This is a genomic window from Nonomuraea typhae (assembly GCF_009760925.1).
GTDB lineage: Bacteria > Actinomycetota > Actinomycetes > Streptosporangiales > Streptosporangiaceae > Nonomuraea > Nonomuraea typhae.
Genome location: NZ_VRLV01000001.1, coordinates 155,504 through 176,901, shown reverse-complemented (window position 1 = coordinate 176,901; position 21,398 = coordinate 155,504). Strand labels below are relative to the sequence as shown.

Sequence of the window (21,398 nt, the reverse complement as noted above, 5' to 3'; positions counted from 1 at the left end):
TCGGGCGCTCGGGCGCTCGGGCGCTCGGGCGCCGGGCCTGACGCCTGGCTCGTGCGCTCGGGCACCGGGCTCGGCTGCCTCGTCCGCTCGAAGCGCTAGGCTCGGCGCGGTGACGATCGTGCTCTCCGGTACGGCGGGGCCGCGCGGCTGGCCGGAGCCGGGATGCGCGTGCGCCTCCTGCCTGGCGCTGCCCGCGGGGCACCGGCGACCGGCCGGACTCCTCGTGGACGGGCGGCCCGTCTCCCCCGGCTCATATGCGGCCGGGGGGCTCCGGGTGCTTTACGAGCCCGGCTGCGGCCGGGAGGCCGATGCGGCCGGGCCGTACGACCTCGTGGTGCTCGACGTGGCCGGGCGGCCGGAGCGGCTCGGGGAGCTGCGCCGGGCCGGGCTGGCCGGGGCGGGCACGCGGGTGGTGGGCGTGGGGTTCGACCACCGGGTGCGTTCGGAGGAGGAACTGGGCAGGCGGCTGGCCCTGTGGGGGGCGCTGGCGGTGCCCGATGGAACGGTCCTGGACGACGTGGCCGGATCCCCGATGCCGCGTCCGCGGCGGGCGTTGCTGCTGGGCGGGTCGCGGTCGGGGAAGTCGGCCGAGGCGGAGTTGCGGCTGGCGGCCGAGCCGTACGTGACCTATGTGGCGACGGGGCCGTCCGGCGACGGGGACGGGGAGTGGGCCGCGCGGGTGCGCGCGCACCGCGAGCGGCGGCCCGCGCACTGGGAGACGGAGGAGACCACCGACCTGGCCGGCGTCCTCGCACGGGCGCGCACACCGCTGCTCGTCGACGGGCTCGGCACCTGGCTGGCGGCCGTCTTCGACGAGCACGGCGCCTGGGAGGGGCCCGGGGAACCCGTGTGGCGCCGGTGCGAGGAACTGGTGGCGGCCTGGCGGCGGGCGCCGCAGGAGGTCGTGGCGGTCTCGGACGAGGTGGGTCTCGGGGTGGTGCCCGCCACCGCCAGCGGGCGGGCCTTCCGTGACGCGCTCGGGCGGCTCAACCAGCGGCTGGCCGCCGAGTCCGAGTACGTGGCGCTGGTGGTGGCGGGGCGTCTCACGCCGCTGGGCTGAGGTTCAGGCGGGCGAGTTCGCCGTCCGTCAGCGTGAGCGCGCCGGCCGCCGCCGAGTCGCGGATCGTGGCCGGGCGGGTGGCGCCGGGGATCGGGATGACGTTCGGGGCGAGCGCGAGGTGCCAGGCCAGGCAGACGCGCTGCGGGCTCACGCCCCGCTCGGCGGCGATCTCGTGGAAAGCCTGGAAGGGGCGGCGCGGGGTGTGAGACGACGCGCCGTCCGGGGTGTTGGGGGTGTTGAGGGTGGTGCCGTCCAGGGTGTTGGGGGGCGCGTCGTCCAGGGTGTCCAGGGCGCTCAGGGAGATGCCGCTCAGCGGGCTCCAGGGCAGGAAGGCCACGCCCAGGTCCGCGCACAGCGCCAGCGTGTCCGCCGCGTCCCGTGCCGCGGGCGAGAAGCGGTTCTGGACCGAGGCCAGCCGGCCGCCGAGCACGTCCGCGGCCTCGCGGATCTGGTCCACGGTGACGTTGGAGATCCCGGCCATCCGGATCTTGCCTGCGTCCAGCAGGTCGCGCAGGGCGCCCACGGAGTCGGCGAAGGGGACGGCGGGGTCGGGCTTGTGGAGCTGGTAGAGGCCGATCGCCTCCACGCCGAGCCGCCGCAGCGAGGCTTCGCAGGCGCCGCGCAGGTGGCGGGGGTCGCCGTTCACGGTCCAGGAGCCGTCTCCCGGCCGCCCTCTGCCGCCCTTGGTGGCCACGAGGACCTCGGCTGCCCCGCCGTACGCGGACAGGGCCCGCGCGATCAGTCGCTCGTTGTGGCCGGCCTCGCCGGCGTGCCAGTGGTAGGAGTCGGCGGTGTCGATGAGCGTGACCCCGGCCTCGACGGCCGCGTGGACGGTCGCGACGGCCCGCGCCTCGTCCGGGCGCCCTTCGATGGACAGCGGCATGGCGCCGAGGCCCACCGGCCCGATCTCGACGTCCGCGATCATGCGCATGCCGCCACCACCCCGGGCAGCCAGTCGCGGACGTCGGAGAAGGTGAACCCGAGCGCGCTCGCCCGGCCGTTGTCCATGGTGTAGTCGCGTTCGAAGGAGTACGGCGAGGCGCCCGCGGTGAACACGGGCCGCCCGATGGCCGCGCACAGCTCGCGGACGTCCAATGTGCCGTGGGAGCAGGCGTTGACCGGGCCGGTGAAGGCGCCCAGCGCGGCCCAGGCCAGGAAGGCGGCGATCTCGCGGTCCTGGATGAAGGAGGCGGGCCGGGGGTCGGCGTGGACGGCGACGGGCTCGCCCGCGCGCACCCGGCGGACGTAGTGGGCCAGGCGGCCGGTGAAGTCGTCGCCGCCGAGCACGTGCGCGGTCCGCACGACGGCGACGCCGAACCCGGCCCGCGAAAGGACGGCTTCGGCCTGCCGCTTGCCCTCGCCGTAGTGGTCGTCGAGGAAGCGGGCGTCATGCCAGGGCAGGTCCGGGTTCACGGGCCAGGTCTGCGCCGGCACGGCGCTCTCCCGGTACGGCCCGGCGCCCTCCAGGCCGGAGTAGACCTCGACGGTGGAGGTCATGACGTAACGCCGGGTCCTGCCCTCGAAGACCCGGAGGGCCGCGGCGGCCTGGAGGGGCGTGTAACAGACCTGGTCGACGACGGCGTCGAACGTGCGCCCGCCCAGCGCCTCCCGCAGCGCCCGCTCGTCGCCCCGGTCGGCCTTCAGATGGGTGACGCCGCCGGGGGCCGGGGCGGAGCCCCGGTTGACGACGGTGACGCGGGCGCCCTGGTCGCGAAGGATCTCGAGGAGCCTCCGGCCGAAGTACCGGCTGCCGCCGATGACGCAGATCTCGTTCATGGGCGTCAGCCTGCCGCCGTATAGTCGCCAGTGGTAGTGGTGACTTGCTGAACCCGTCATAAGGAGAACTGTTGATCGATGTGCAACGGCTGCGCATCCTGCGCGAGGTGGCCCGGCACGGCAGCTTCAACCGCGCCGCCACCGCGCTGCGCTTCACGCCGTCGGCCGTCTCCCAGCAGATCGCCGCGCTGGAACGCGGACTCGGCATCACCGTGGTCGAGCGCAGCACCCGCGGGGTCACGCTCACCGAGCCCGGCCGCATGCTCGTGGAGGCGGCCGACGCCATCGCCGCCGAGCTGAGCGATGCCCAGGAGCGCATCGACCGGCTCTCGGCCCCGCGCACCCAGCTGACCGTGGCCGCCTTCACCTCCGGCGGGCGCGCGGTGCTGCCGGCGGCGCTGGCCGGGTTCGTCCGCGAGCACCCCGAGGTCGAACTGACCATCCTGGAACGCGAGCCGGAGGACTCACTGCCGCTGGTCCGCGAGGGCCGGGCCGACCTGGCGCTCGGCTACCACTTCGACGGCCTGCCGCCGGCCCGCCCCGGCGACCGCTCGGGCCTCGACTGGACGCCGCTGGTGACCGACCCCCTGCGCGTGGTCCTCCCCCGCGAGCACCCGCTGGCCGGGCGCGAACAGGTCGGCCTGGGCGAACTGAGCGACGAGCGGTGGGTGCTGGGCTGCCTGAAGACCGTGGACCTGATGCGCCACTACGCGGCGCTGGCCGGGTTCGAGCCGCGGATCTCGTGCAGCGCCACCGACTACTTCTTCGCCCAGTCCCTGGTCTCGTCCGGTCTCGGGGTGGCGCTCATCCCCCGGATCGCGCTGACCCGGGCGCCCGGCCTCACCGACGCCGCCCTGGAGGCGCCCAGCCCGACCCGGTTCATCGGGGTCGCCACCTCCCGCCGCCATCGCGGTACGGCCCAGCCGTACGTGGACAGGCTCGTGGAACTCCTGCGGTCAGGGACGGACGGCGCGGGCGTACCAGCGGCCCTCGAGACGGTCGACGTCTAGCGGGCGGCCGAAGCACTCGGAGAGGTTGGCCGGGGTGAGCACGTCCTCGACGGCGCCGGCGGCCAGCACGCGGGCGTCCTTCATGAGCATCGCGTGCGTGGTGGTGGCCGGCACCTCCTCCAGGTGATGGGTGACCGAGACCGTGGTCAGGACCGGGCGGGTGCGGGCCAGGTCCTCGACCGCCTCGATGAGGTCCTCGCGGGCGGGCAGGTCGAGACCCGCGGCCGGCTCGTCCAGCAGCAGGACCGCCGGGTCGGCCATCAGCGCCCTGGCGATGCGCACGCGGGCCCGCTCTCCCTGGGAGCAGACGCGGAAGTCGCGGTCGGCCAGGTCCTTGCAGCCGAGGTCGGCCAGCAGCCGCAGGGCCCGGTCACGCTCGGCGTCCCCGATCCTGTCCCACAGCGGGACGCTCGTCCCGGTGTGCCCGGTGAGGACCACGGTGAGCGCGCTGGCGTTCTCCTCCTCCATCAGGCCCTCGTCCACCAGGCGCTGGCTGGCGGCCACCAGGCCGATGTGGCGGCGCAGCTCACGCAGATCCACGCGGCCCAGGCGGTGGCCGAGCACCTGCACCGTGCCCTCGCTCGGGTGCCGCACGGCCGAGACCAGCGACAGCAACGTCGTCTTCCCGGCGCCGTTGGGGCCGAGCACGACCCAGTGCTCGCCGAAGTCCACCCGCCAGTCGACTCCCGACAGCAGGGTCTTGCCGACGACACGGACACCGACGCCTTCGAGTTCCAGCACGTGCATCCGGCCACGATAACGTCCTAAATCATGCTGAGTAACCAGGTCCTTAAACTGATCACCTATGACGCCCGCCATCGGATGGTGGTTACGGACCCTCCCAAACTTGCCGGACTCGTCGAGCGGGCGCAGGGCGGCGACGTTCGTGAACAGTCCGAGTTGCGGGCTTTGGGGCTCGGGCTGATGCTGCTCGGCTCCCACGAAGCCGCCGCCGAGCGCCTCCGTGCCGCGCTGAGGCTGGCCGGGACCCCGGCCGAGGTGGTCGCCGCCCGGATCGGGCTGGCCGACGTTTACCGCCACCGCGGCGACCTGCCGGCCGCGGAGCTCATCTGCCGGATGACGCTGCCCCTGGCCAGGGAGGAGGCGCCCGAGCTGACCGGCCGGCTCCTGCTGCTCCTGGGCGCGACGCTGGCCGAGCAGGGGCGGGCCGGGGAGGCCGGGAACGTGCTGGCCGAGGCCGCGGCGTCCGAGGCGGGCGACCCGCGGCCGGACATCCCGACTCCGGGCGTTTCCTTTGCTTCGGACACCTCCTTTGCTTCGGACACCTCCTTTGCTTGGGACGCCTCCGGGCTGGGTGGAGCCGCTCGGGCGATGCTGGACTCCCTTGACGACCTCGTGCTTCCGCTGCCCCCGGCCGTCGTGGCCGTGCTGGGCGACACCCCCGAGTGGAGCCACGACCACGACGGGGCCAGCGGCTCGCTCGCCCGCTCCGGCCCCTATTTCGTGCGCCGCGGGCCCGAGGCCGTCGCCGAGCACGACCGGCTGACCTGGCTGCGGGCGTGGAGCCAGGTGCCCGAGGTGGTGGCGTTCGCCGGAGACGTGCTGGTGACCGCGGACACCGGGGTGGAGACGTGGGCCGAGCACGAGGAGTCGGGCGACCCCGTGCAGGTGGGTACGGCCATGGGCGAGGCCCTCAGGAAGCTGCACGCCGTACCCGTGGCGGAGTGCCCCTTCGACGGCCGCCTGGACGTCCTGCTGGATCTGGCGGCGCGCAACGTCCTCGAAGGCCGGGTGGACCCGGAGGACTTCGACGACGACAACCTCGGCCGCACGTCCGAGCAGGTGCTGGCCCGCCTCCACGCCGAACGCCCGGCCGGCGAGGACCTGGTCGTCGCGCACGGCGACTTCACCCCGTCGAACCTGATGACCAACGGCGTCCTCATCGACCTGGCCCGGCTGGGCGTGGCCGACCGGCACCGCGACCTGGCGATCGCCCTGCGTGACCTGGAGGGCGACTTCGGGGACGAGGCCGTGGCCGCCTTCCTGTCCGCGTACGGCCCGGCCGCGCCCGACCCGGCCAAGCTGGCGTACTACCGGCTGATCGACGAGCTGTTCTGAGCGCATGGACGGGCTGAGGTTCGCGGTCGGCACCCTGTCGGTCTTCCCGGTGCGGGTCTCCCGGGTGGACCGCGAGGTGGCCGGGCGGGCGATGACGCTGGCGCCGGCGGTGGGGCTGGCCTTGGGCGTGGTGGCGGGTCTCCCCCTGCTGCTGCCCGGCCCCGGGCTGCTGGCGGCCGCGCTCTCCCTGGGGCTGCTCGCGCTCCTCACGCGCGGCCTTCACCTGGACGGCCTGGCCGACCTCGCCGACGGCCTGGGCAGCGGCAAGCCGGGCCCTCAGGCGCTGGACATCATGAAAAAGTCCGACATCGGGCCCTTCGGGGTGATGACCCTGGTCTTCACCCTGCTCGTCCAGGCCGCCGCCCTGGCCGGCCTCCACGCGGACCGGGCCTGGGCGGTCGCGGTCCTGGTGACCGCCTGCGTGTCGGGGCGGCTGGCCCTCACCTGGGCCTGCCGGGCGGGCGTCCCCGCGGCCCGCCCGACGGGCCTGGGCGTCATGGTCGCGGGCACGGTACGGCCGGCCGCCCGCTGGGCCGCGACCGCCGCCACCCTGACCCTGGCCACGGCCGCCGGCGCGGCCCTCACCCCGGCGGCCCTCACTCCAGCGGCTCCCACTCCAGCGGCCCTCACTCCAGCGGCTCTCACCTCGGCGGCTCCCACTTCGGCGGCCCTCACCCCGGCGGCCCTCACTCCGGTGGCTCCCGCGTGGCTGGTGCTGCCGCTGGCCGTGCTCGCCGGGCTCGGGGCGGCCCTGGCGCTCCTGTGGCACGCCCGCAGGCGGCTCGGCGGGGTCACGGGCGACGTCCTGGGCGCCCTGACCGAGACGGCCACCACGGCCGCCCTGGTCACCTGCGCCCTGCTCACCTGACCCCGGCGACCGGTTCGGCCGGCCGTACCGGGAAGAGCTTCAGCAGCGCGGCGCCCAGCGCGGCCAGCACCACCCAGCCGGCCACGCCCATGACGCCGACCAGGGCAGGGTTGGGCGGGGCGGCGGCGTCGCCCAGCAGGAAGCTCAGACCGGCGACGGCGTTCAGGGAGGCGTGGGCCAGGACGGCGGGCCAGACGCTGCCGGTGCGCAGCCGCAACCAGCCGAGTATCACGGCCATCAGGACGGTGACGATCACGAAGTACGGGCCCGACCAGAAGCCGAGCGCCGGGTAGTTGTAGCCGAGCATCGTCAGGGGGAAGTGCCACACGCCCCAGATCACGCCCGACAGGAGCAGGCCGCCCACCACACCGCGGGCGGCCACCAGACGGGGCACCAGCCAGCCTCGCCAGCCGAACTCCTCGCCCAGGGCGGGGATGGCGTTGAGGACCGGCGCGAGCACGACGGCGAAGACGAACTGGCCGGCCAGCATGGCGCCCACGTCGCCGGTGGCCGGCGCCCCGGCGGCCTCCAGGTGCCGGCGCCACAGGCTCAGTCCGTCCAGGTCGAGGGAGACCAGGCCGACGGCGGCGCTGAGGGCGAGGCACAGCACGACGACCACGGGCGTGCCGATCCAGGTGAGGGCGAGGATCACGAGTGTGCGGCGGCGGTCGGGGCCGAGGGTGAGGCCGTTCTCCCGCGCCCACACGCGGAACGGGGTGCGTTCGCGGGCCCAGACCGCCAGCGTGGCCAGAGTGGGCGTGAACATCATGGCCATGGCGACAAGGGGGAACAGGGGCGAGGCCATGCCGCCGCCGAACCACAGCGGCAGAGCGAACGCCCAGCTCAGGACGAGGGCCACCAGAAGGAAGAGAACCATCACGCCGCCCTTTCTTCGATGAGGGCGTTGAGGAGGGAGGCGCCGCGACGGGCGTCGTCGACGCTGATGAGGAGCTGGCCGCCGGAGCGGTAGCGCAGCACGAGGCACTCGCCGCCGCGCAGCATGATCGCGGCCATCCCGGGGACCCCGCGCAGGCCCCAGCCGCCGACCTGGCTCGGGTAGCGGTTCTCCGACCACGCCTTCTCGATCTTCGACAGCCGGATCCGCCGCACCGGCCAGCCGAGCAGGCCGAATCCGATGGCCACGCCGTCGCCGGTGACGCGCACGGTGGCGGCGCTGGTGAGCAGGCCGGCGACGAAGATGAGGACGGCGGCGGCCAGGACGATGCCCCAGACCGGGGCGGGCAGCGCGCCGATCAGGCCGAGCGCGGCGACCGTGACGGCGACCACGCCGCTGAACACGTCCATGGCGGCCAGCCACGGGTTGCTGACCCGGCTCACCCACACCGAGCGCTGGCCCTCGCGCAGGCGCAGCCTGGGCGGCGTCTCTCCGGCGGGCGGCGGCTGGTCGGGGCCGCCCTTGCCGAGGAAGCCCGCGGCGAGACCGGCGCCGATGGAGCCGATGAGCACGGCGGTGACGATCCAGCCGGGCAGCTCGGCCTGCGTCCAACCGGCGCGGCCGAGGTTGGCGTAGACCGTCGTCACGGCCATGCCGATGACGAAGAGCGACGACCACACCAGCGCGCCCCACCAGTAGGCGCGGCTGAGGGAACGTTCCAGCATCTTGCCGTGGATGGCGATGCCCAGCAGGACCACCCAGACGGCCACCCAGATCAGCGTGGTCGTGAGCACGAAGGGAACGAGCGACGTGGCCCCGTCGGGGCGATCGGACCAGTGGGTGGCGATGGGGTCGGGCAGGCGGTCGCGGAAGGAGAGGGGCACGGCGATCAGGATCGCGGTGACGATCAGGCCCCAGATGCTCCCGACCAGCCGGGTTCTCATGGCAGTTCCTCCAATATCGCGATGACGTCCTCACGGCGGTAGCCGTACCGTCGTGCCTCTTCGAGCAGGTCGTGGGCGCGTTGCACGAGCAGTGCCCGGCCGTCCGCGCGGCCCGCCACGCTGACCCCGCGCCCCCTCCTGAACTCCAGCAGCCCCTCGTCGCGCAGTTCGCGCAGGGCTCGCAGCACGGTGTTGGCGTTGATGCCGAGCGCGTCGGCCAGGTCGCGGGCGGGCGGCAGCCGGTCGCCGGGACCGATGGAGCCGTCGGCGATGGCACGCCTGATCGCGCCGGCCACCTGCTCGTGCAGGGGGCGGGCGTCGTTCAAGTCCAACGTGAGCAACATGATGCTAATGACAGTAGCACCATTCATTCGATGGTGCTACTCGGCAATTGGTAGGATGAACCCCTGTTTGTGAGTACGCAGAAAGCGCGGATAGCATCGGTTTACGTGACCACTGTGCGGCTGAACTCAGCAGATCCGATCTCGTTCGACACCGACGCCCTGATCGTCGGTTTCCATCCCGGCGCTGAGGGGCCGCGCCCCGTGGCCGACGGCCTCGACGCCGCTTTCGGCGGCAAGCTGGCCGCCTCCCTGACCGCCGTGGGCTTCACCGGCAAGGCCGGTGAACTGGCCAAGGTCCCCGCGTTCGGCGCCATCACCGCGCCGCTGCTGGTCGCCGTCGGGCTCGGCGACTCCCCCGACGCCGAGGCGGCGCGACGGGCCGCCGGCGCCGCCGTACGCTCCCTGGCCGGGACCAACCGCGCCGCGCTCGCCCTGGGCGGCGACGCCGAGGCGGTCGCCCTGGGCGCGCTGCTCGGCGCCTACGCCTTCGCCCGCTACCGCACCGGCGGCGAGCACAAGAACCCGGTCGCCGAGCTGACCGTGCTGGCCCCCGAGGCCGAGGGCGCCGCCGAGCGCGCCGGCATCCTCGCCGAGTCGGTCACCCTGGTCCGCGACCTGGTCAACACCCCGCCCTCCGACCTCTTCCCCGCGCGCTTCGCCGAGATCGCCGAGGAGGAGGGCGGCAAGGCCGGCCTGACCGTCGAGGTGCTCGACGAGAAGCAGCTCAAGGAGGGCGGATACGGCGGCCTCGTCGCCGTCGGCCAGGGCTCGGTCAACCCGCCGCGCCTGGTCAGGCTCTCCTACGGCCACGCCGACGCCACCAAGACGCTGGCCTTCGTCGGCAAGGGCATCACCTTCGACACCGGCGGCCTCAACCTCAAGCCGTCCGCCTCCATGGACTGGATGAAATCCGACATGGGCGGCGCGGGCGCGGTTCTCGGCGCCCTGCTCGGCATCGCCAAGCTCGGCCTCAAGGTCAACGCCGTCGGCTACCTCTGCCTGGCCGAGAACATGCCCAGCGGCACCGCCCAGCGTCCCTCCGACGTCATCCACAGCTACAGCGGCAAGACCGTCGAGGTGCTCGACACCGACGCCGAGGGCCGTCTCGTCCTCATGGACGGCATCGCCCGCGCCACCGAGGACGACCCCGACCTCATCGTCGACGTCGCCACGCTGACCGGCGCCCAGATCGTCGCGCTCGGCTGGCGCACGGCCGGCGTCATGGCCAACGACGACGACGTGCGCGAGCTGGTCGTCGAGGCGGCCGGGTCCGTCGGCGAGGGCGCCTGGGGCATGCCGCTGCCGGAGGAACTGCGCAAGGGCCTCGACTCGCCCATCGCGGACATCGCCAACCTCCAGCCGGAGCGCTGGGGCAGCATGCTCGCCGCCGGCATCTTCCTCAGGGAGTTCGTGCCCGACGGCGTCAAGTGGGCCCACATCGACATGGCCGGACCCGCCTTCAACAAGGGCGAGCCCCACGGCTACACCCCGAAGGGCGGCACCGGCGCCACCACCCGGACCCTCATCGCTCTCGCCGAGCGGCACGCGAGCGCCTGAAACAAATGAAAAGATGACGGCATCACGAACCCGACAAGGAGCCTTCCTGTGGCCTACGACATCGTCGTTCTAGGTGGCGGCAGCGGCGGTTACGCCTGCGCGCTCCGGGCGGCCGAGTTGGGCAAGTCCGTCGCCCTGATCGAAAAGGACAAGATCGGCGGCACCTGCCTGCACCGGGGATGCATCCCCACCAAGGCGCTCCTGCACTCCGCGGAGGTCGCCGACGAGACGCGCGAGAGCGAGTCCTTCGGCGTCAAGGCGCGCTTCGAGGGCATCGACGTGCCCGGCGTCCACGCCTTCAAGGACAAGATCGTCACGCGTGCCTGGAAGGGCGTGCAGGGCCTGCTCAAGTCGGCGGGCGTGACGATCGTCGAGGGCGAGGGCCGCCTGACCGGCCCCAACCGGATCCAGGTGGGCTCCGAGGTCATCGAAGGCCGCAGCATCGTGCTGGCCACCGGCTCGGCGCCCAAGTCGCTGCCCGGCCTGCAGATCGACGGCGAGCGCGTCATCACCAGCGAGCACACGCTGACGATGGAGCGCGTGCCCGCCTCGATCATCGTGCTGGGCGGCGGCGTCATCGGCGTCGAGCTCGCCAGTGTGTATCGTTCCTTCGGCGCCGAGGTGACCATCGTCGAGGCGCTGCCGCACCTGCTGCCGGCCGAGGAGGAGTCCAGCTCCAAGCTGCTGGAGCGGGCCTTCCGCCGGCGCGGCATCAAGTACGAGCTCGGCGTCTTCTTCGACAACGCCAAGATCACCGACACCGGTGTGATCGTCACCCTCGCCAACGGCAAGACCTTTGACGCCGAGCAGCTGCTCGTGGCCGTCGGCCGCGGCGCCGTCTCGGCGGGCATGGGCTTCGAGGAGCAGGGCATCCAGATCGAGCGCGGCACGGTCGTGGTCGACAGGCACTGCCAGACCACCGTCCCCGGCGTCTACGCCATCGGCGACCTGATCGACACCCCGCAGCTGGCCCACGCCGGCTTCGCCGAGGGCATCCTGGTCGCCGAGCACATCGCCGGGCTCAACCCGCCGGCCATCGACTACGCGGGCGTGCCCCGGATCACCTACTCCGACCCCGAGGTGGCCTCCGTGGGCATCACCTCGAAGCAGGCGGCCGAGCAGGGCATCGAGATCGTCGAGCAGGTCTACGACCTGGCCGGCAACCCCAAGAGCCAGATCCTCGGCACCGCCGGGGCGGTCAAGGTGCTGGCCCAGAAGGACGGCCCGGTCGTCGGCGTCCACATGGTCGGCCGGCGCATCGGCGAACTCGTCACCGAGGGCCAGCTCATCTACAACTGGGAGGCGCTGCCAGCAGAGGTCGCCCAGCTCATCCACGCGCATCCCACCCAGTCAGAAGCCATGGGCGAGGCGATGCTGGCACTGGCCGGCAAGCCCCTGCACGTCCACAACTAAGAACTCGAGGGAAGACATACCCATGCCGGTCTCCGTACAGATGCCCCAGCTCGGCGAGAGCGTCACCGAGGGCACGGTAACCCGTTGGCTGAAGAAGGAGGGCGAGCGCGTCGAGGCCGACGAGCCGCTCCTCGAGGTGTCCACCGACAAGGTCGACACCGAGATCCCGTCGCCGTCCGCGGGTGTCATCACCAAGATCGTTGTGGCTGAGGACGAGACCGTCGAGGTCGGCGCCGAGCTGGCGATCATCGACGAGAACGGCCAGGCCGGCGCCCCGGCGGCACCGGCTCAGGAGGCTCCGGCACCCGCTGCGGAGCCCGCGCCCGCCTCCTCGATCCCGCAGCCCGCCCCGGCCGAGGCCCCCGCCGCCCAGGCCCCGGCCGCGCCTGCGCCCGCCGCTCAGGCGCCCGCCCCGGCTCCGGCACCGGCCGCCCCGGCGGCTCCTCCGGCTCCGGCGCCCGCCCCGGCCGCGCAGGCCCCGGCCGCCCCGGCGCAGCCCGCCTCGCCGATCGCCACCACGCCGGCCGTCGCCCCGGCTCCGCTGCCGTCCTCGGGTGAGAGCCCCTACGTGACGCCGCTGGTGCGCAAGCTCGCCAACGAGCACGGGGTGGACCTGGAGACGATCACCGGCACCGGTGTCGGCGGACGCATCCGCAAGCAGGACGTCCTCGAGGCCGCCAAGGCCCAGCGCGAGGTCGCCGCCCCGGCCGCGGCCGCCCCGGCGGCTCCGGCCGCCCCCGCCGCCCAGGCGCCCGCCGCGCCCGCCGCGGCCCCGGCCGCCGCTCCGGCTGCCCAGGCCCCGGTCTCGACCGGTCCCGAGCAGGTCGAGGTGGACACGACGCTGCGTGGCCGTACCGAGAAGATGACGCGCCTGCGTCAGACGATCGCCAAGCGTATGGTCGAGTCTCTGCAGACGGCCGCCCAGCTCACCTCGGTCGTCGAGGTGGACGTCACGAAGATCGCCCGCCTGCGGGCCAAGGCCAAGGACGACTTCCTGCGCCGCGAGGGCGTGAAGCTCACCTTCACCCCGTTCTTCGCGATGGCCGCGGTCGAGGCGCTCAAGCAGCACCCCAAGCTCAACGCCACGATCAACAACGAGACCAACGAGGTGACCTACTTCGACGTCGAGAACCTCGGCGTCGCGGTGGACACCGAGCGCGGCCTGCTGGCCGCCGTCGTCAAGAACGCCGGCGACCTCAACCTGGCCGGGCTCGCCCGCAAGGTCACCGACCTGGCCGAGCGCACCCGCAACAACCAGGTGACGCCCGACGAGATCACCGGCGGCACCTTCACCCTCACGAACACCGGCAGCCGCGGCGCCCTGTTCGACACGCCGATCCTCAACCAGCCGCAGGTCGGCATGCTGGGCACCGGCGCCGTCGTCAAGCGTCCCGTGGTGGTCGACACGCCTGAGGGCGAGGTCATCGCGGTGCGCTCGATGGTGTACCTGGCGCTCACGTACGACCACCGCCTGGTCGACGGCGCGGACGCGGCCCGCTTCCTGACGACGATCAAGCGTCGCCTGGAGGAAGGCCGCTTCGAGGCGCAGCTGGGCCTCGCCTAGCCGCCTGCTGAGGGGATCGGCTTTCCCGGCCGGTCCCCCAGTCCCGCTCGGGCCTGCGTCTTCGTGGGGCCGCCCGCCCGTAAGCGGCCTGTCCTTTACGGCAGGCCGCCCCACCCACCGCCCGCCGTCGTGGGCGGGCGCCGATCATCCGTGCGCTTCTCACGTCGGACGTGGTCCCCACCGCCACGACGCCCCTCAGCCCGCGCCAGGGCCTCCGGCCGGACCCCATCGGGGCTGGACCGTGACCTGCCCACCTGGCGGTCCCACCTCGCGGTGGTGACCGGCCCACCTCGCGGTCGCCTCTTCCTGGTCACCACTTCCTGTCGCCCCATTCCTAGTCGCGCCCTTCCTGGGTCCCCTGGCATCTGGTCCCTTGACTTCCTAGTCCCCCGACTTCCCACTCCCGCCTTGCCACTGATCGGAACTCGATGGCGCATGTCCGGTTTCCGCGTTCCGAGTGTTCGGTTTCCGGTTTGCGGGGCCGGGCTTGGCGGCACTTGGAACGCTCAATGTGCCCCAACCCCAGGCATCCCTTTCCCGGCTCCCCCAACCGCCCGCGTTTGGGTGGTTCTCGTGGTGGAGGGGAAAGCGGGGGCGCGGGGGTGGCGGCGTAGGGTGGGGGCATGGCGATCATTGTTACGGGCGCATCGGGGTTGCTGGGGCCGGCGTTGATCGCGGCGCTGCGGGAACGCGGTGACGACGTGGTGCGGCTGGTCAGGCGGCCGCCTCGGGCCGATGACGAGGCGCAGTGGGATCCGGCCGGCGGGGTGCTGGATCCGGGGGTGCTCGACGGGGCGTCGGCGGTGGTGCATCTGGCCGGGGCGCCGATCGCCGGGAAACGGTGGAGCCAGCCGTACAAGAAGGAACTCGTCGCGAGCCGGGTGGACAGCGCGGCCACGCTGGTGCGGGCGATCGAGCAGGCGGAGCGGAAGCCGGAGGTGCTGGTGTCCGCGTCCGGGGTGGACTTCTACGGCGACACCGGGGATCGGGTCATCGACGAGGACGCGCCGGCGGGGACGGGGTTCCTGCCTCAGCTGTGCGTGGCGTGGGAGGGGGCGGCCAGGCAGGCGCCGGTGCGGACCGTGCAGGTTCGGACGGGGCTGGTGCTCAGCGGGAAGGGCGGGGCGCTTCAGCCGATGTTCCCGATCTTCAGGATGGGGCTGGGGGCGCCGCTGGGGTCGGGGCGGCAGTACTGGTCGTGGATCGCGGTGGACGATTGGGTGGGTTCTGTCCTCCATATTCTGGAAAATCGTGAAATAGCGGGACCGGTTAATCTCGTAAGCCCTTCTCCGGTTACCAACGCGGAGTTCACCAAGCAGTTCGGACGGGCGCTCAAACGGCCCACCATGCCGATCGGAGTTCCCGGGTTCGCGCTGGAGCTGGGACTCGGCGAGTTCGCGCGGGCGGCATTGCTGCCGAGCCACCGCATTTCCCCGAAAAAGCTGACGGACAGCGGGTACGGCTTCGCCTATACGCATCTCGATCAGGCATTGGCCGCCGTAATCTAGTCTGTCCGACACCACGTGGAGAGAGCTCAGCCATGACCAGAACCGGCCAGTCGCACATCCTTGCCATCGGTGGAGGATCATTCCGCCCGACGCGGCGCCACGGCTTCCTCGAAGCCAGTCCGCTGCTGCGGTACGCACTCGACCTCACCGGCCAGGACCGCCCCAAACTCGGCCTGATGGCCACGGCCACGGGCGACGACTCCGACTGGTTGCTGAAGATGTATGGCGCCCTCGCCCGCTGGGACGTCGAGGTGAGCCATTTGACGGTCTTCCCCATGCCCAACGTGGCCGATCCGCGGGCGTGGATGCTCGACCAGGACATGATCTACGTCAGCGGCGGCAGCGTGGCCGCGCTGATGGCGTTGTGGCGGCTGCACGGCTACGACGAGATGCTGGAGGACGCCTGGCGGTCCGGGGTGGTGTTGTCCGGGCAGAGCGCGGGCGCGCTGTGCTGGCACGTGGGCGGCAACACCGACTCCTTCGGGCCCGATCTGCGCGTGTGGGCCGAGGGCATGGGGCTGCTGCCGTACTCCTGCGGCGTGCACTACAACGCCGAGCCGCAGCGCCGCCCGCTGTTGCAGGCGTCGGTGGCCAGCGGCGAACTGCCTCCCGGTTACGCCGCCGACGAGGGCGTCGGCCTGCACTACGTGGGCACCGAGTTCATCCAGGCGGTCAGCATCGCGCCCGGCGCCTACGCCTACCGGCTGGAGCACGACGGCGCCGGCAGCGTGAAGGAAGTGCGGATCGAGCCCAGGCTTCTCACCGCCTGAATTACCCTTCATCCGTGAGGGAACGGCACAATGGACGCATGCGCCACACCTTGGCCATCGTGCGGCTCGGTGTCGATGTCCCCTACGAGCAGGCCTGGAACCTCCAGCGCTGGGTGCACAGCAAGCGCCTGTCCGGCGAGGTGGGCGACACCGCCCTCATGCTGGAGCACGCGCCCGTCTACACCGCGGGCAAGCGCACCGCCCCGCACCAGCGGCCCGCCGACGGCACCCCGGTCATCGACGTCGACCGGGGTGGCCGGATCACGTGGCACGGGCCCGGTCAGCTCGTCGGCTATCCGATCGTGGCGGTCCCGGATGTCAACGCCTACATCCGGCGGCTGGAGGAGGCCATGGTCCTGGTCTGCGCGGACTTCGGCGTCACCGCGCGCCGGATGCCCGCGCGCGGCGGCGTCTGGGCGGCCGGTGACGCGGCGCTCGGCCTGCCCGACCGGATGCTGGGCGCGGTCGGCATCCGGGTCCTGCGCGGGGTGGCGATGCACGGCTTCGCCCTCAACTGCGCCAACGACCCGCGCTGGTTCAACCGCATCGACCCCTGCGGGATCCAGGGCGCGGGCGTCTCCACGCTGTCCGCCGAGACGGGGCGGCGCATCGTGGTGGAGGAGGTCATGCCCATCATGGAGAAGCGGCTGGCCGAGGCGCTGGGCATGGAGTCGTACGACCTCCACGAGGAAGACCTCCTGCGCCGCTGACCACTCCCGAACCCTGCGCCGCCGGCCCCTCCCCGCCTCCTGTGCCGCCTGCTCCTGACCGCCCCTCCTCCCAGGCTCCCCGCCACCTGTTCCGCTACTTCCCGACCACCCCTCCCCACAGGCTCCCCACCACCTGTCCCGCCACTTCCTGATGGTGATGGAATCGGCATGCGATCGCGGTTGATTCCGCACGCGGGGTTTCTACCATCGGGCACTGTGAAACGCCTTCTGGCCCTCGCGGTGTCCTTGTGCGTGCACCTGTTGACGCTGGCGTTCCTGGTCGCCGGGGTTGTGCTCATCGCGGTCAGCCCGGGTGAGCTGGTCGTGTGGCTGGCCGGTGGGCTGCTGGTGAGCATCGGTGTGGTGTTGCGGCCGCGGCTGGGGCGGCTGCCCGCCGACGCCGAGGTGCTGGGGCGCGAGGCGGCTCCGGAGTTGTACGGCGCGGCGGCCCGGGTGGCCGGGGCGGTGGGGGTCCGGGCACCGGTCACCGTGGCGGTCATGGACCTGGGCGTGGACGCCACCTACAGCCGGGTGGGCCTGCGCAGGACGCCGATCCTGGTCATCGGGCTGCCCCTGTGGCTGGCCCTGACCCCGCGGCAGCGGGCCACGCTGCTGGCCAGGGCGTATGCGGTGGGCGCCACGGGCGAGGGGCTGATCGTCGGGCAGGCGCTGGCCACGCTGGCGGAGTGGCGGCTGGGGCTGACCGGGTCCGAGCCGATCAAGGCGCGGGAGGAGGCCAGGCTCCAGATGGACCGGGCGTCGCTCGGCGTCATGCACACCCCGGGCGCCTCCTACGAGGCGGCCGGGTTCCTGGGCCGGATCGTCGGGCGGGTGCTGGGCGGGCCGTTGCTGCTGGTGGAGTTCGGGCTGGTGAGGCTGGTGCGCGCGGATGCCGGCCGTACTGAGGGACTGCGGCGGGGACTGGCGGCGAAGGTGACCTCGGCGGAGGAGCTGAGCGCGCTGGAGGAGCTGATGGCCAGCGGGCGGTATCTCGCGCCGATCCAGGCGGCGGCGCTGCGCGGGGAGAGCGTGCCGTCGATCAGGGAGGACGCGCTGACCCGGTCGCGGCTGGCCGACGACGGGGTGCTGACCTCGGCGCCGGGGACCGATGCGCTGGGGTCGCGGGAGTCGGCGGCGATCGACGCGGAGTTGCTGGCTCACTACACGCGGGCGATCCGGGGATTCGGGCTGATTTCCTGAGGACAGGTCCGGTCATGGGATGTTCTCGGGGGGACGTAAGCTTGCAGGGTGACCGTTGCTCCTGAAGGCCGAAAGCTCCTCCGCCTGGAGGTGCGCAACGCCGAAACCCCTATCGAGCGCAAGCCCCCGTGGATCAAGACCAAGCTGAAGACGGGCCCCGAGTACACCGAGCTCAAGTCGCTGGTGCGCCGGGAGGGCCTGCACACGGTCTGTGAAGAGGCGGGCTGTCCCAATATCTACGAGTGCTGGGAAGACCGCGAGGCGACCTTCCTGATCGGCGGCGACCAGTGCACCCGCCGGTGCGACTTCTGCCAGATCGACACGGGCAAGCCCAAGGAGTACGACAGGGACGAGCCGCGGCGCGTGGCCGAGTCCGTCCAGCAGATGGGCCTGAAGTACGCCACCGTGACCGGCGTCGCCCGTGACGACCTGCCCGACGGCGGCGCCTGGCTCTACGCCGAGACCGCCCGCCAGATCCACGCTCTGCTGCCCGGGTGCGGCGTCGAGCTGCTGGTGCCCGACTTCAACGGCAACCGCGAGCAGCTGGAGGAGGTCTTCTCCAGCCGGCCCGAGGTGTTCGCGCACAACGTCGAGACCGTGCCGCGCATCTTCAAGCGCATCCGCCCGGCCTTCCGCTACGAGCGCTCGCTGCAGGTCATCACGATGGCCCGTGAGGCGGGGCTGGTGACCAAGTCCAACCTGATCCTGGGCATGGGCGAGGAGCGCGAGGAGGTCGTCCAGGCGATGCGCGACCTGCACGGGGCCGGCACCGACCTGCTGACCATCACCCAGTACCTGCGGCCGACGCCGCGCCACCACCCGGTGGAGCGCTGGGTGAAGCCCGAGGAGTTCGTGGAGCTGCAGGCCGAGGCCGAGGCGATCGGCTTCGCCGGGGTCCTGTCGGGGCCGCTGGTGCGCTCGTCCTATCGTGCGGGCAAGCTCTACAAGCAGGCGATCGAGGCGCGGCAGCGCGCCTGAACCGCCACACGATCACGTACGGCAGCACCTGAACCGCCACACGACAGGTACGGCGGACGCCACAAGGACCGCATCCCAGACCCGGGGTGCGGTCCCTTTTTGTCCCGAAATATCACGCTAAAGTAACAAACCTAGTCATCGCTCGGTTTCCTGGTGAACACTGACGGCGTGGACTTCGACGAACTGATCAACAAGCTGGACCTCAGCACCAAGATCCGCCTGCTCACCGGCGCCGACATGTGGGCCCTGCCCGCGATCCCCGAGATCGGCCTCGACCGCCTGGTGATGAGCGACGGCCCGATCGGCGTGCGCGGCGAGCAGTGGAGCGCCGCGGACCCGTCGATCGCCCTGCCCAGCCCCACCGCGCTCGCCGCCACCTGGGACGTCGCGCTGGTCAAGCAGGTCGGTCGGCTCCTCGCCCAGGAGGCCAGGCGCAAGGGCGTCCACGTGCTGCTGGCCCCCACGATCAACCTGCACCGCACCCCGCTGGGCGGCCGGCACTTCGAGTGCTTCTCCGAGGACCCGTTCCTGACCGGCGAGATCGGCGCCGGCTACGTCGAGGGCGTCCAGGACGGCGGCGTCGGCACCACGCCCAAGCACTTCGTGGCCAACGACTTCGAGACCGACCGCTTCACGGTGAACGTCAAGGTGAGCGACAAGGTGCTGCGGGAGATGTACCTGGCGCCGTTCGAGCGGGTCGTGCGGGCCGGCGCGTGGGGGCTCATGACCGCCTACAACTCGGTCAACGGCACGACCATGACCGAGCACTCCGGCCTGGTCAACGGCGTGCTGAAGGACGAGTGGGGCTTCGACGGCTACGTCGTCTCCGACTGGACGGCGGTGCGCTCCACCGAGCCCGCCGCCCTGGGCGGCACGGACGTGGCCATGCCCGGTCCCAACGGGCCGTGGGGCGAGAAGCTGGAGGCCGCCGTGCGTGAAGGGAGGGTGCCGGAGTCGGTCGTCGACGACCGGGTCCGCCGCATCCTGCGCCTGGCCGAGCGCACCGGCGCCCTCCGTGGCGGCGCCGGCGACCAGGCTGAGTCCGGCCGGGCCGACGACCACACGCAGGCCGCCCGTACTGACGCGGCGGCCCGCCGTACTGACGCGGGGGCCGACCGGACCGGTGCGGCGGCCCGCCGTACCACGGAGCACGCGGAGATCGACGGGATCGCGCTCGCCCGTGAGGTGGCGGCGCGGTCGTTCACGCTGCTGAAGAACGAGGGCGCCGTGCTGCCGTTCGCGGGCGTGCGGAGTCTCGCGCTCATCGGGTCGGCGGCCGACGAGGCGCGGATCATGGGCGGCGGCAGCGCGCAGGTCTTCCCCGACCGGATCGTCTCGCCGCTGCAGGGGCTCAGCGAGCGAGAGGGCGTCGAGGTGCGGTACGCGCTCGGCACCGATCCCCGGCTGCGCTTCTCCCCCGTCAACGCCCCGGCGACGGCGTTGTTCCTGGACGCCGGCGGGCAGGTGCTGGGCGAGGCAGAGGTGCCGGTCGCCGAGGCGCGCTGGGTGGGGCTGCCGCCCGCGGGCGTGGACGTGGAGCGGCTGGCGGCCGTGGAGCTGCGTACCTCCTACACCGCGGACCTCGCGGGCGAGCACCACTTCTCGATCACGGGCGTCGGCCGGTTCACCTTCACCCTGGACGGTCAGACGATCTTCGATGACACCGTCGTGTTCGAGGGCGACGACCCGGCCGCCGCGATCCTGCACGCCCCCGAACGGCGCTTCACCCACGCGATGGAGGCGGGCCAGACCGTCGAGCTGACCCTGCGCCAGCACGAGGTGGCCAGCTTCAACGGCATGACGCTGATCATGTTCTCGCTCGGCCACGGCAACCCGACCGACGGCGAGGCCGAACTGCTGGCCGAGGCCGCGCGCCTGGCCGCCGAGTGCGACGTGGCCGTGGTGGTGGCCTCGACCACGCTGGAGGTGGAGAGCGAGGGCTTCGACCGCACGGACCTCAAGCTGCCCGGCCGCCAGGACGAGCTCATCGCCGCCGTCGCCGCCGCCAACCCGCGCACGGTCGTCGTGGTCAACGCCGGCTCTCCCGTCGAGATGCCGTGGGCCGACCGGGTGGCGGCGATCCTGCTCACCTGGTTCCCCGGGCAGGAGGCCGGGTCGGCGCTGGCCGACGTGCTCTTCGGCGACGCCGAGCCCGGCGGGCGCCTGCCCACGACCTGGCCGGCGGCGCTGGCCGACAGCCCGGTCGTCGACGTCACGCCTTCGGACGGGGCGGTGCCGTACGACGAAGGGGTGTTCATCGGCTACCGGGGCTGGCAGAAGGCCGGGCGGACGCCGGCGTTCTGGTTCGGGCACGGGCTCGGGTACACGACCTGGTCGTACGACGCGGTGGAGGCGACCGGCGACGCCGTCGTGGTGTCGGTGACCAATACGGGCACGCGGCGCGGGCGCGAGGTCGTGCAGGTGTATCTGGCGCCCGCCGAGCCGGGGTCGCGGCCGGAGCGGTGGCTGGCCGGGTTCGCCGTGGCCGAGGCGGAGCCGGGTGAGAGCGCGCGGTGCGTGATCGAGCTGCCCGAGCGCGCCTTCCAGGTGTGGGAGGACGGCGGGTGGGCCACGGTCGCGGGCGCATACGCCGCCGAGGTGGGGGCGAGCGTCGCCGACCGGCGCCTTTCCGCGATCGTCGGCCGTTGACCGTGACCGCGGGGCGGGCCTCGCCCCGCGGTCACGTTTTCATCTCTCCGCCCCGGTGTTTGTATCCTTCAAG

At 72.7% G+C, this 21,398-nt stretch carries 19 protein-coding genes; 13 read left to right on the top strand and 6 right to left on the bottom strand.

The genetic code is table 11. The features are described from left to right. Positions 1-109: 109 nt before the first annotated feature. On the top strand, positions 110-1,060 hold the full coding sequence (locus tag FVE25_RS00830) for a bifunctional adenosylcobinamide kinase/adenosylcobinamide-phosphate guanylyltransferase (protein ID WP_157244413.1): 951 nt from the start codon (positions 110-112) through the stop codon (positions 1,058-1,060). Here the strand turns inward: FVE25_RS00830 and FVE25_RS00825 are convergent. Next, a complete protein-coding gene (locus tag FVE25_RS00825; protein WP_157244412.1) occupies positions 1,044-1,991 on the bottom strand; it encodes an aldo/keto reductase in 948 nt (315 codons plus the stop codon). The genes FVE25_RS00830 and FVE25_RS00825 overlap by 17 nt on opposite strands. Further along, the gene (locus FVE25_RS00820) at positions 1,982-2,836 is read right to left on the bottom strand and encodes an NAD-dependent epimerase/dehydratase family protein (protein WP_157244411.1); all 855 of its coding nucleotides are present in this window, start codon (positions 2,834-2,836) and stop codon (positions 1,982-1,984) included. The genes FVE25_RS00825 and FVE25_RS00820 overlap by 10 nt, the downstream gene beginning before the upstream one ends. An 80-nt stretch (positions 2,837-2,916) precedes the next feature. Between FVE25_RS00820 and FVE25_RS00815 the strand changes: the two genes are divergently transcribed. Beyond that, complete coding sequence (locus FVE25_RS00815) at positions 2,917-3,846, top strand: LysR family transcriptional regulator (RefSeq protein WP_246266681.1); 930 nt, start codon at positions 2,917-2,919, stop codon at positions 3,844-3,846. Here FVE25_RS00815 and FVE25_RS00810 read toward each other — a convergent pair. Further along, positions 3,793-4,593, bottom strand: coding sequence for an ABC transporter ATP-binding protein (locus FVE25_RS00810; protein ID WP_157244409.1), 801 nt, complete (start codon positions 4,591-4,593; stop codon positions 3,793-3,795). The two genes, FVE25_RS00815 and FVE25_RS00810, sit on opposite strands and share 54 nt — an antisense overlap. Positions 4,594-4,617: 24 nt before the next feature. Here FVE25_RS00810 and FVE25_RS00805 point away from each other — a divergent pair, with 24 nt between their 5' ends. Further along, positions 4,618-5,925 carry an aminoglycoside 3'-phosphotransferase gene (locus FVE25_RS00805; RefSeq protein ID WP_219825248.1) on the top strand — a complete coding sequence of 436 codons (1,308 nt, stop codon included), beginning with the start codon at positions 4,618-4,620 and terminating at the stop codon, positions 5,923-5,925. A gap of 4 nt (positions 5,926-5,929) precedes the next feature. Next, positions 5,930-6,793 carry an adenosylcobinamide-GDP ribazoletransferase gene (locus FVE25_RS00800; protein WP_157244408.1) on the top strand — a complete coding sequence of 288 codons (864 nt, stop codon included), beginning with the start codon at positions 5,930-5,932 and terminating at the stop codon, positions 6,791-6,793. Here FVE25_RS00800 and FVE25_RS00795 read toward each other — a convergent pair. From FVE25_RS00795 to FVE25_RS00785, 3 genes are read right to left on the bottom strand one after another with little or no spacing between them, the layout of a single operon-like run. After that, complete coding sequence (locus tag FVE25_RS00795; protein ID WP_157244407.1) at positions 6,786-7,670, bottom strand: CPBP family intramembrane glutamic endopeptidase; 885 nt, start codon at positions 7,668-7,670, stop codon at positions 6,786-6,788. The two genes, FVE25_RS00800 and FVE25_RS00795, sit on opposite strands and share 8 nt — an antisense overlap. Next, positions 7,670-8,632, bottom strand: a complete 963-nt coding sequence (locus FVE25_RS00790; RefSeq protein WP_157244406.1) for a DUF1648 domain-containing protein — start codon at positions 8,630-8,632, stop codon at positions 7,670-7,672. The genes FVE25_RS00795 and FVE25_RS00790 overlap by 1 nt, the downstream gene beginning before the upstream one ends. Next, positions 8,629-8,976 (bottom strand): GntR family transcriptional regulator, encoded by a 348-nt coding sequence (locus tag FVE25_RS00785; RefSeq protein WP_181019410.1) that lies wholly within the window; start codon positions 8,974-8,976, stop codon positions 8,629-8,631. The genes FVE25_RS00790 and FVE25_RS00785 overlap by 4 nt, the downstream gene beginning before the upstream one ends. Positions 8,977-9,081: 105 nt before the next feature. Between FVE25_RS00785 and FVE25_RS00780 the strand changes: the two genes are divergently transcribed. From FVE25_RS00780 to FVE25_RS00740, 9 genes are all read left to right on the top strand, one after another. Further along, positions 9,082-10,533: a leucyl aminopeptidase gene (locus FVE25_RS00780; RefSeq protein WP_157244405.1), complete on the top strand. Its 1,452-nt coding sequence runs from the start codon at positions 9,082-9,084 to the stop codon at positions 10,531-10,533. A 48-nt stretch (positions 10,534-10,581) separates the two neighbouring features. Further along, positions 10,582-11,946: a dihydrolipoyl dehydrogenase gene (gene lpdA / locus FVE25_RS00775; protein ID WP_157244404.1), complete on the top strand. Its 1,365-nt coding sequence runs from the start codon at positions 10,582-10,584 to the stop codon at positions 11,944-11,946. 22 nt (positions 11,947-11,968) lie between these two features. Further along, a complete protein-coding gene (gene sucB, locus FVE25_RS00770; RefSeq protein ID WP_157244403.1) occupies positions 11,969-13,510 on the top strand; it encodes a 2-oxoglutarate dehydrogenase, E2 component, dihydrolipoamide succinyltransferase in 1,542 nt (513 codons plus the stop codon). 623 nt (positions 13,511-14,133) lie between these two features. Next, positions 14,134-15,018: a TIGR01777 family oxidoreductase gene (locus FVE25_RS00765; RefSeq protein ID WP_157244402.1), complete on the top strand. Its 885-nt coding sequence runs from the start codon at positions 14,134-14,136 to the stop codon at positions 15,016-15,018. Between the two features lie 32 nt (positions 15,019-15,050). Then, positions 15,051-15,788 (top strand): Type 1 glutamine amidotransferase-like domain-containing protein, encoded by a 738-nt coding sequence (locus FVE25_RS00760; protein WP_157244401.1) that lies wholly within the window; start codon positions 15,051-15,053, stop codon positions 15,786-15,788. 38 nt (positions 15,789-15,826) lie between these two features. Next, on the top strand, positions 15,827-16,498 hold the full coding sequence (lipB, locus tag FVE25_RS00755) for a lipoyl(octanoyl) transferase LipB (protein WP_157244400.1): 672 nt from the start codon (positions 15,827-15,829) through the stop codon (positions 16,496-16,498). Between the two features lie 216 nt (positions 16,499-16,714). Then, positions 16,715-17,698 carry a M48 family metalloprotease gene (locus FVE25_RS00750; protein WP_157244399.1) on the top strand — a complete coding sequence of 328 codons (984 nt, stop codon included), beginning with the start codon at positions 16,715-16,717 and terminating at the stop codon, positions 17,696-17,698. Positions 17,699-17,746: 48 nt separating this feature from the next. Beyond that, the gene (gene lipA / locus FVE25_RS00745) at positions 17,747-18,676 is read left to right on the top strand and encodes a lipoyl synthase (RefSeq protein WP_157244398.1); all 930 of its coding nucleotides are present in this window, start codon (positions 17,747-17,749) and stop codon (positions 18,674-18,676) included. Positions 18,677-18,829: 153 nt separating this feature from the next. Further along, entirely contained in the window at positions 18,830-21,325 is a 2,496-nt protein-coding gene (locus FVE25_RS00740) for a beta-glucosidase family protein (RefSeq protein WP_246266483.1), read from the top strand. The last annotated feature ends 73 nt before the right edge of the window (positions 21,326-21,398 follow it).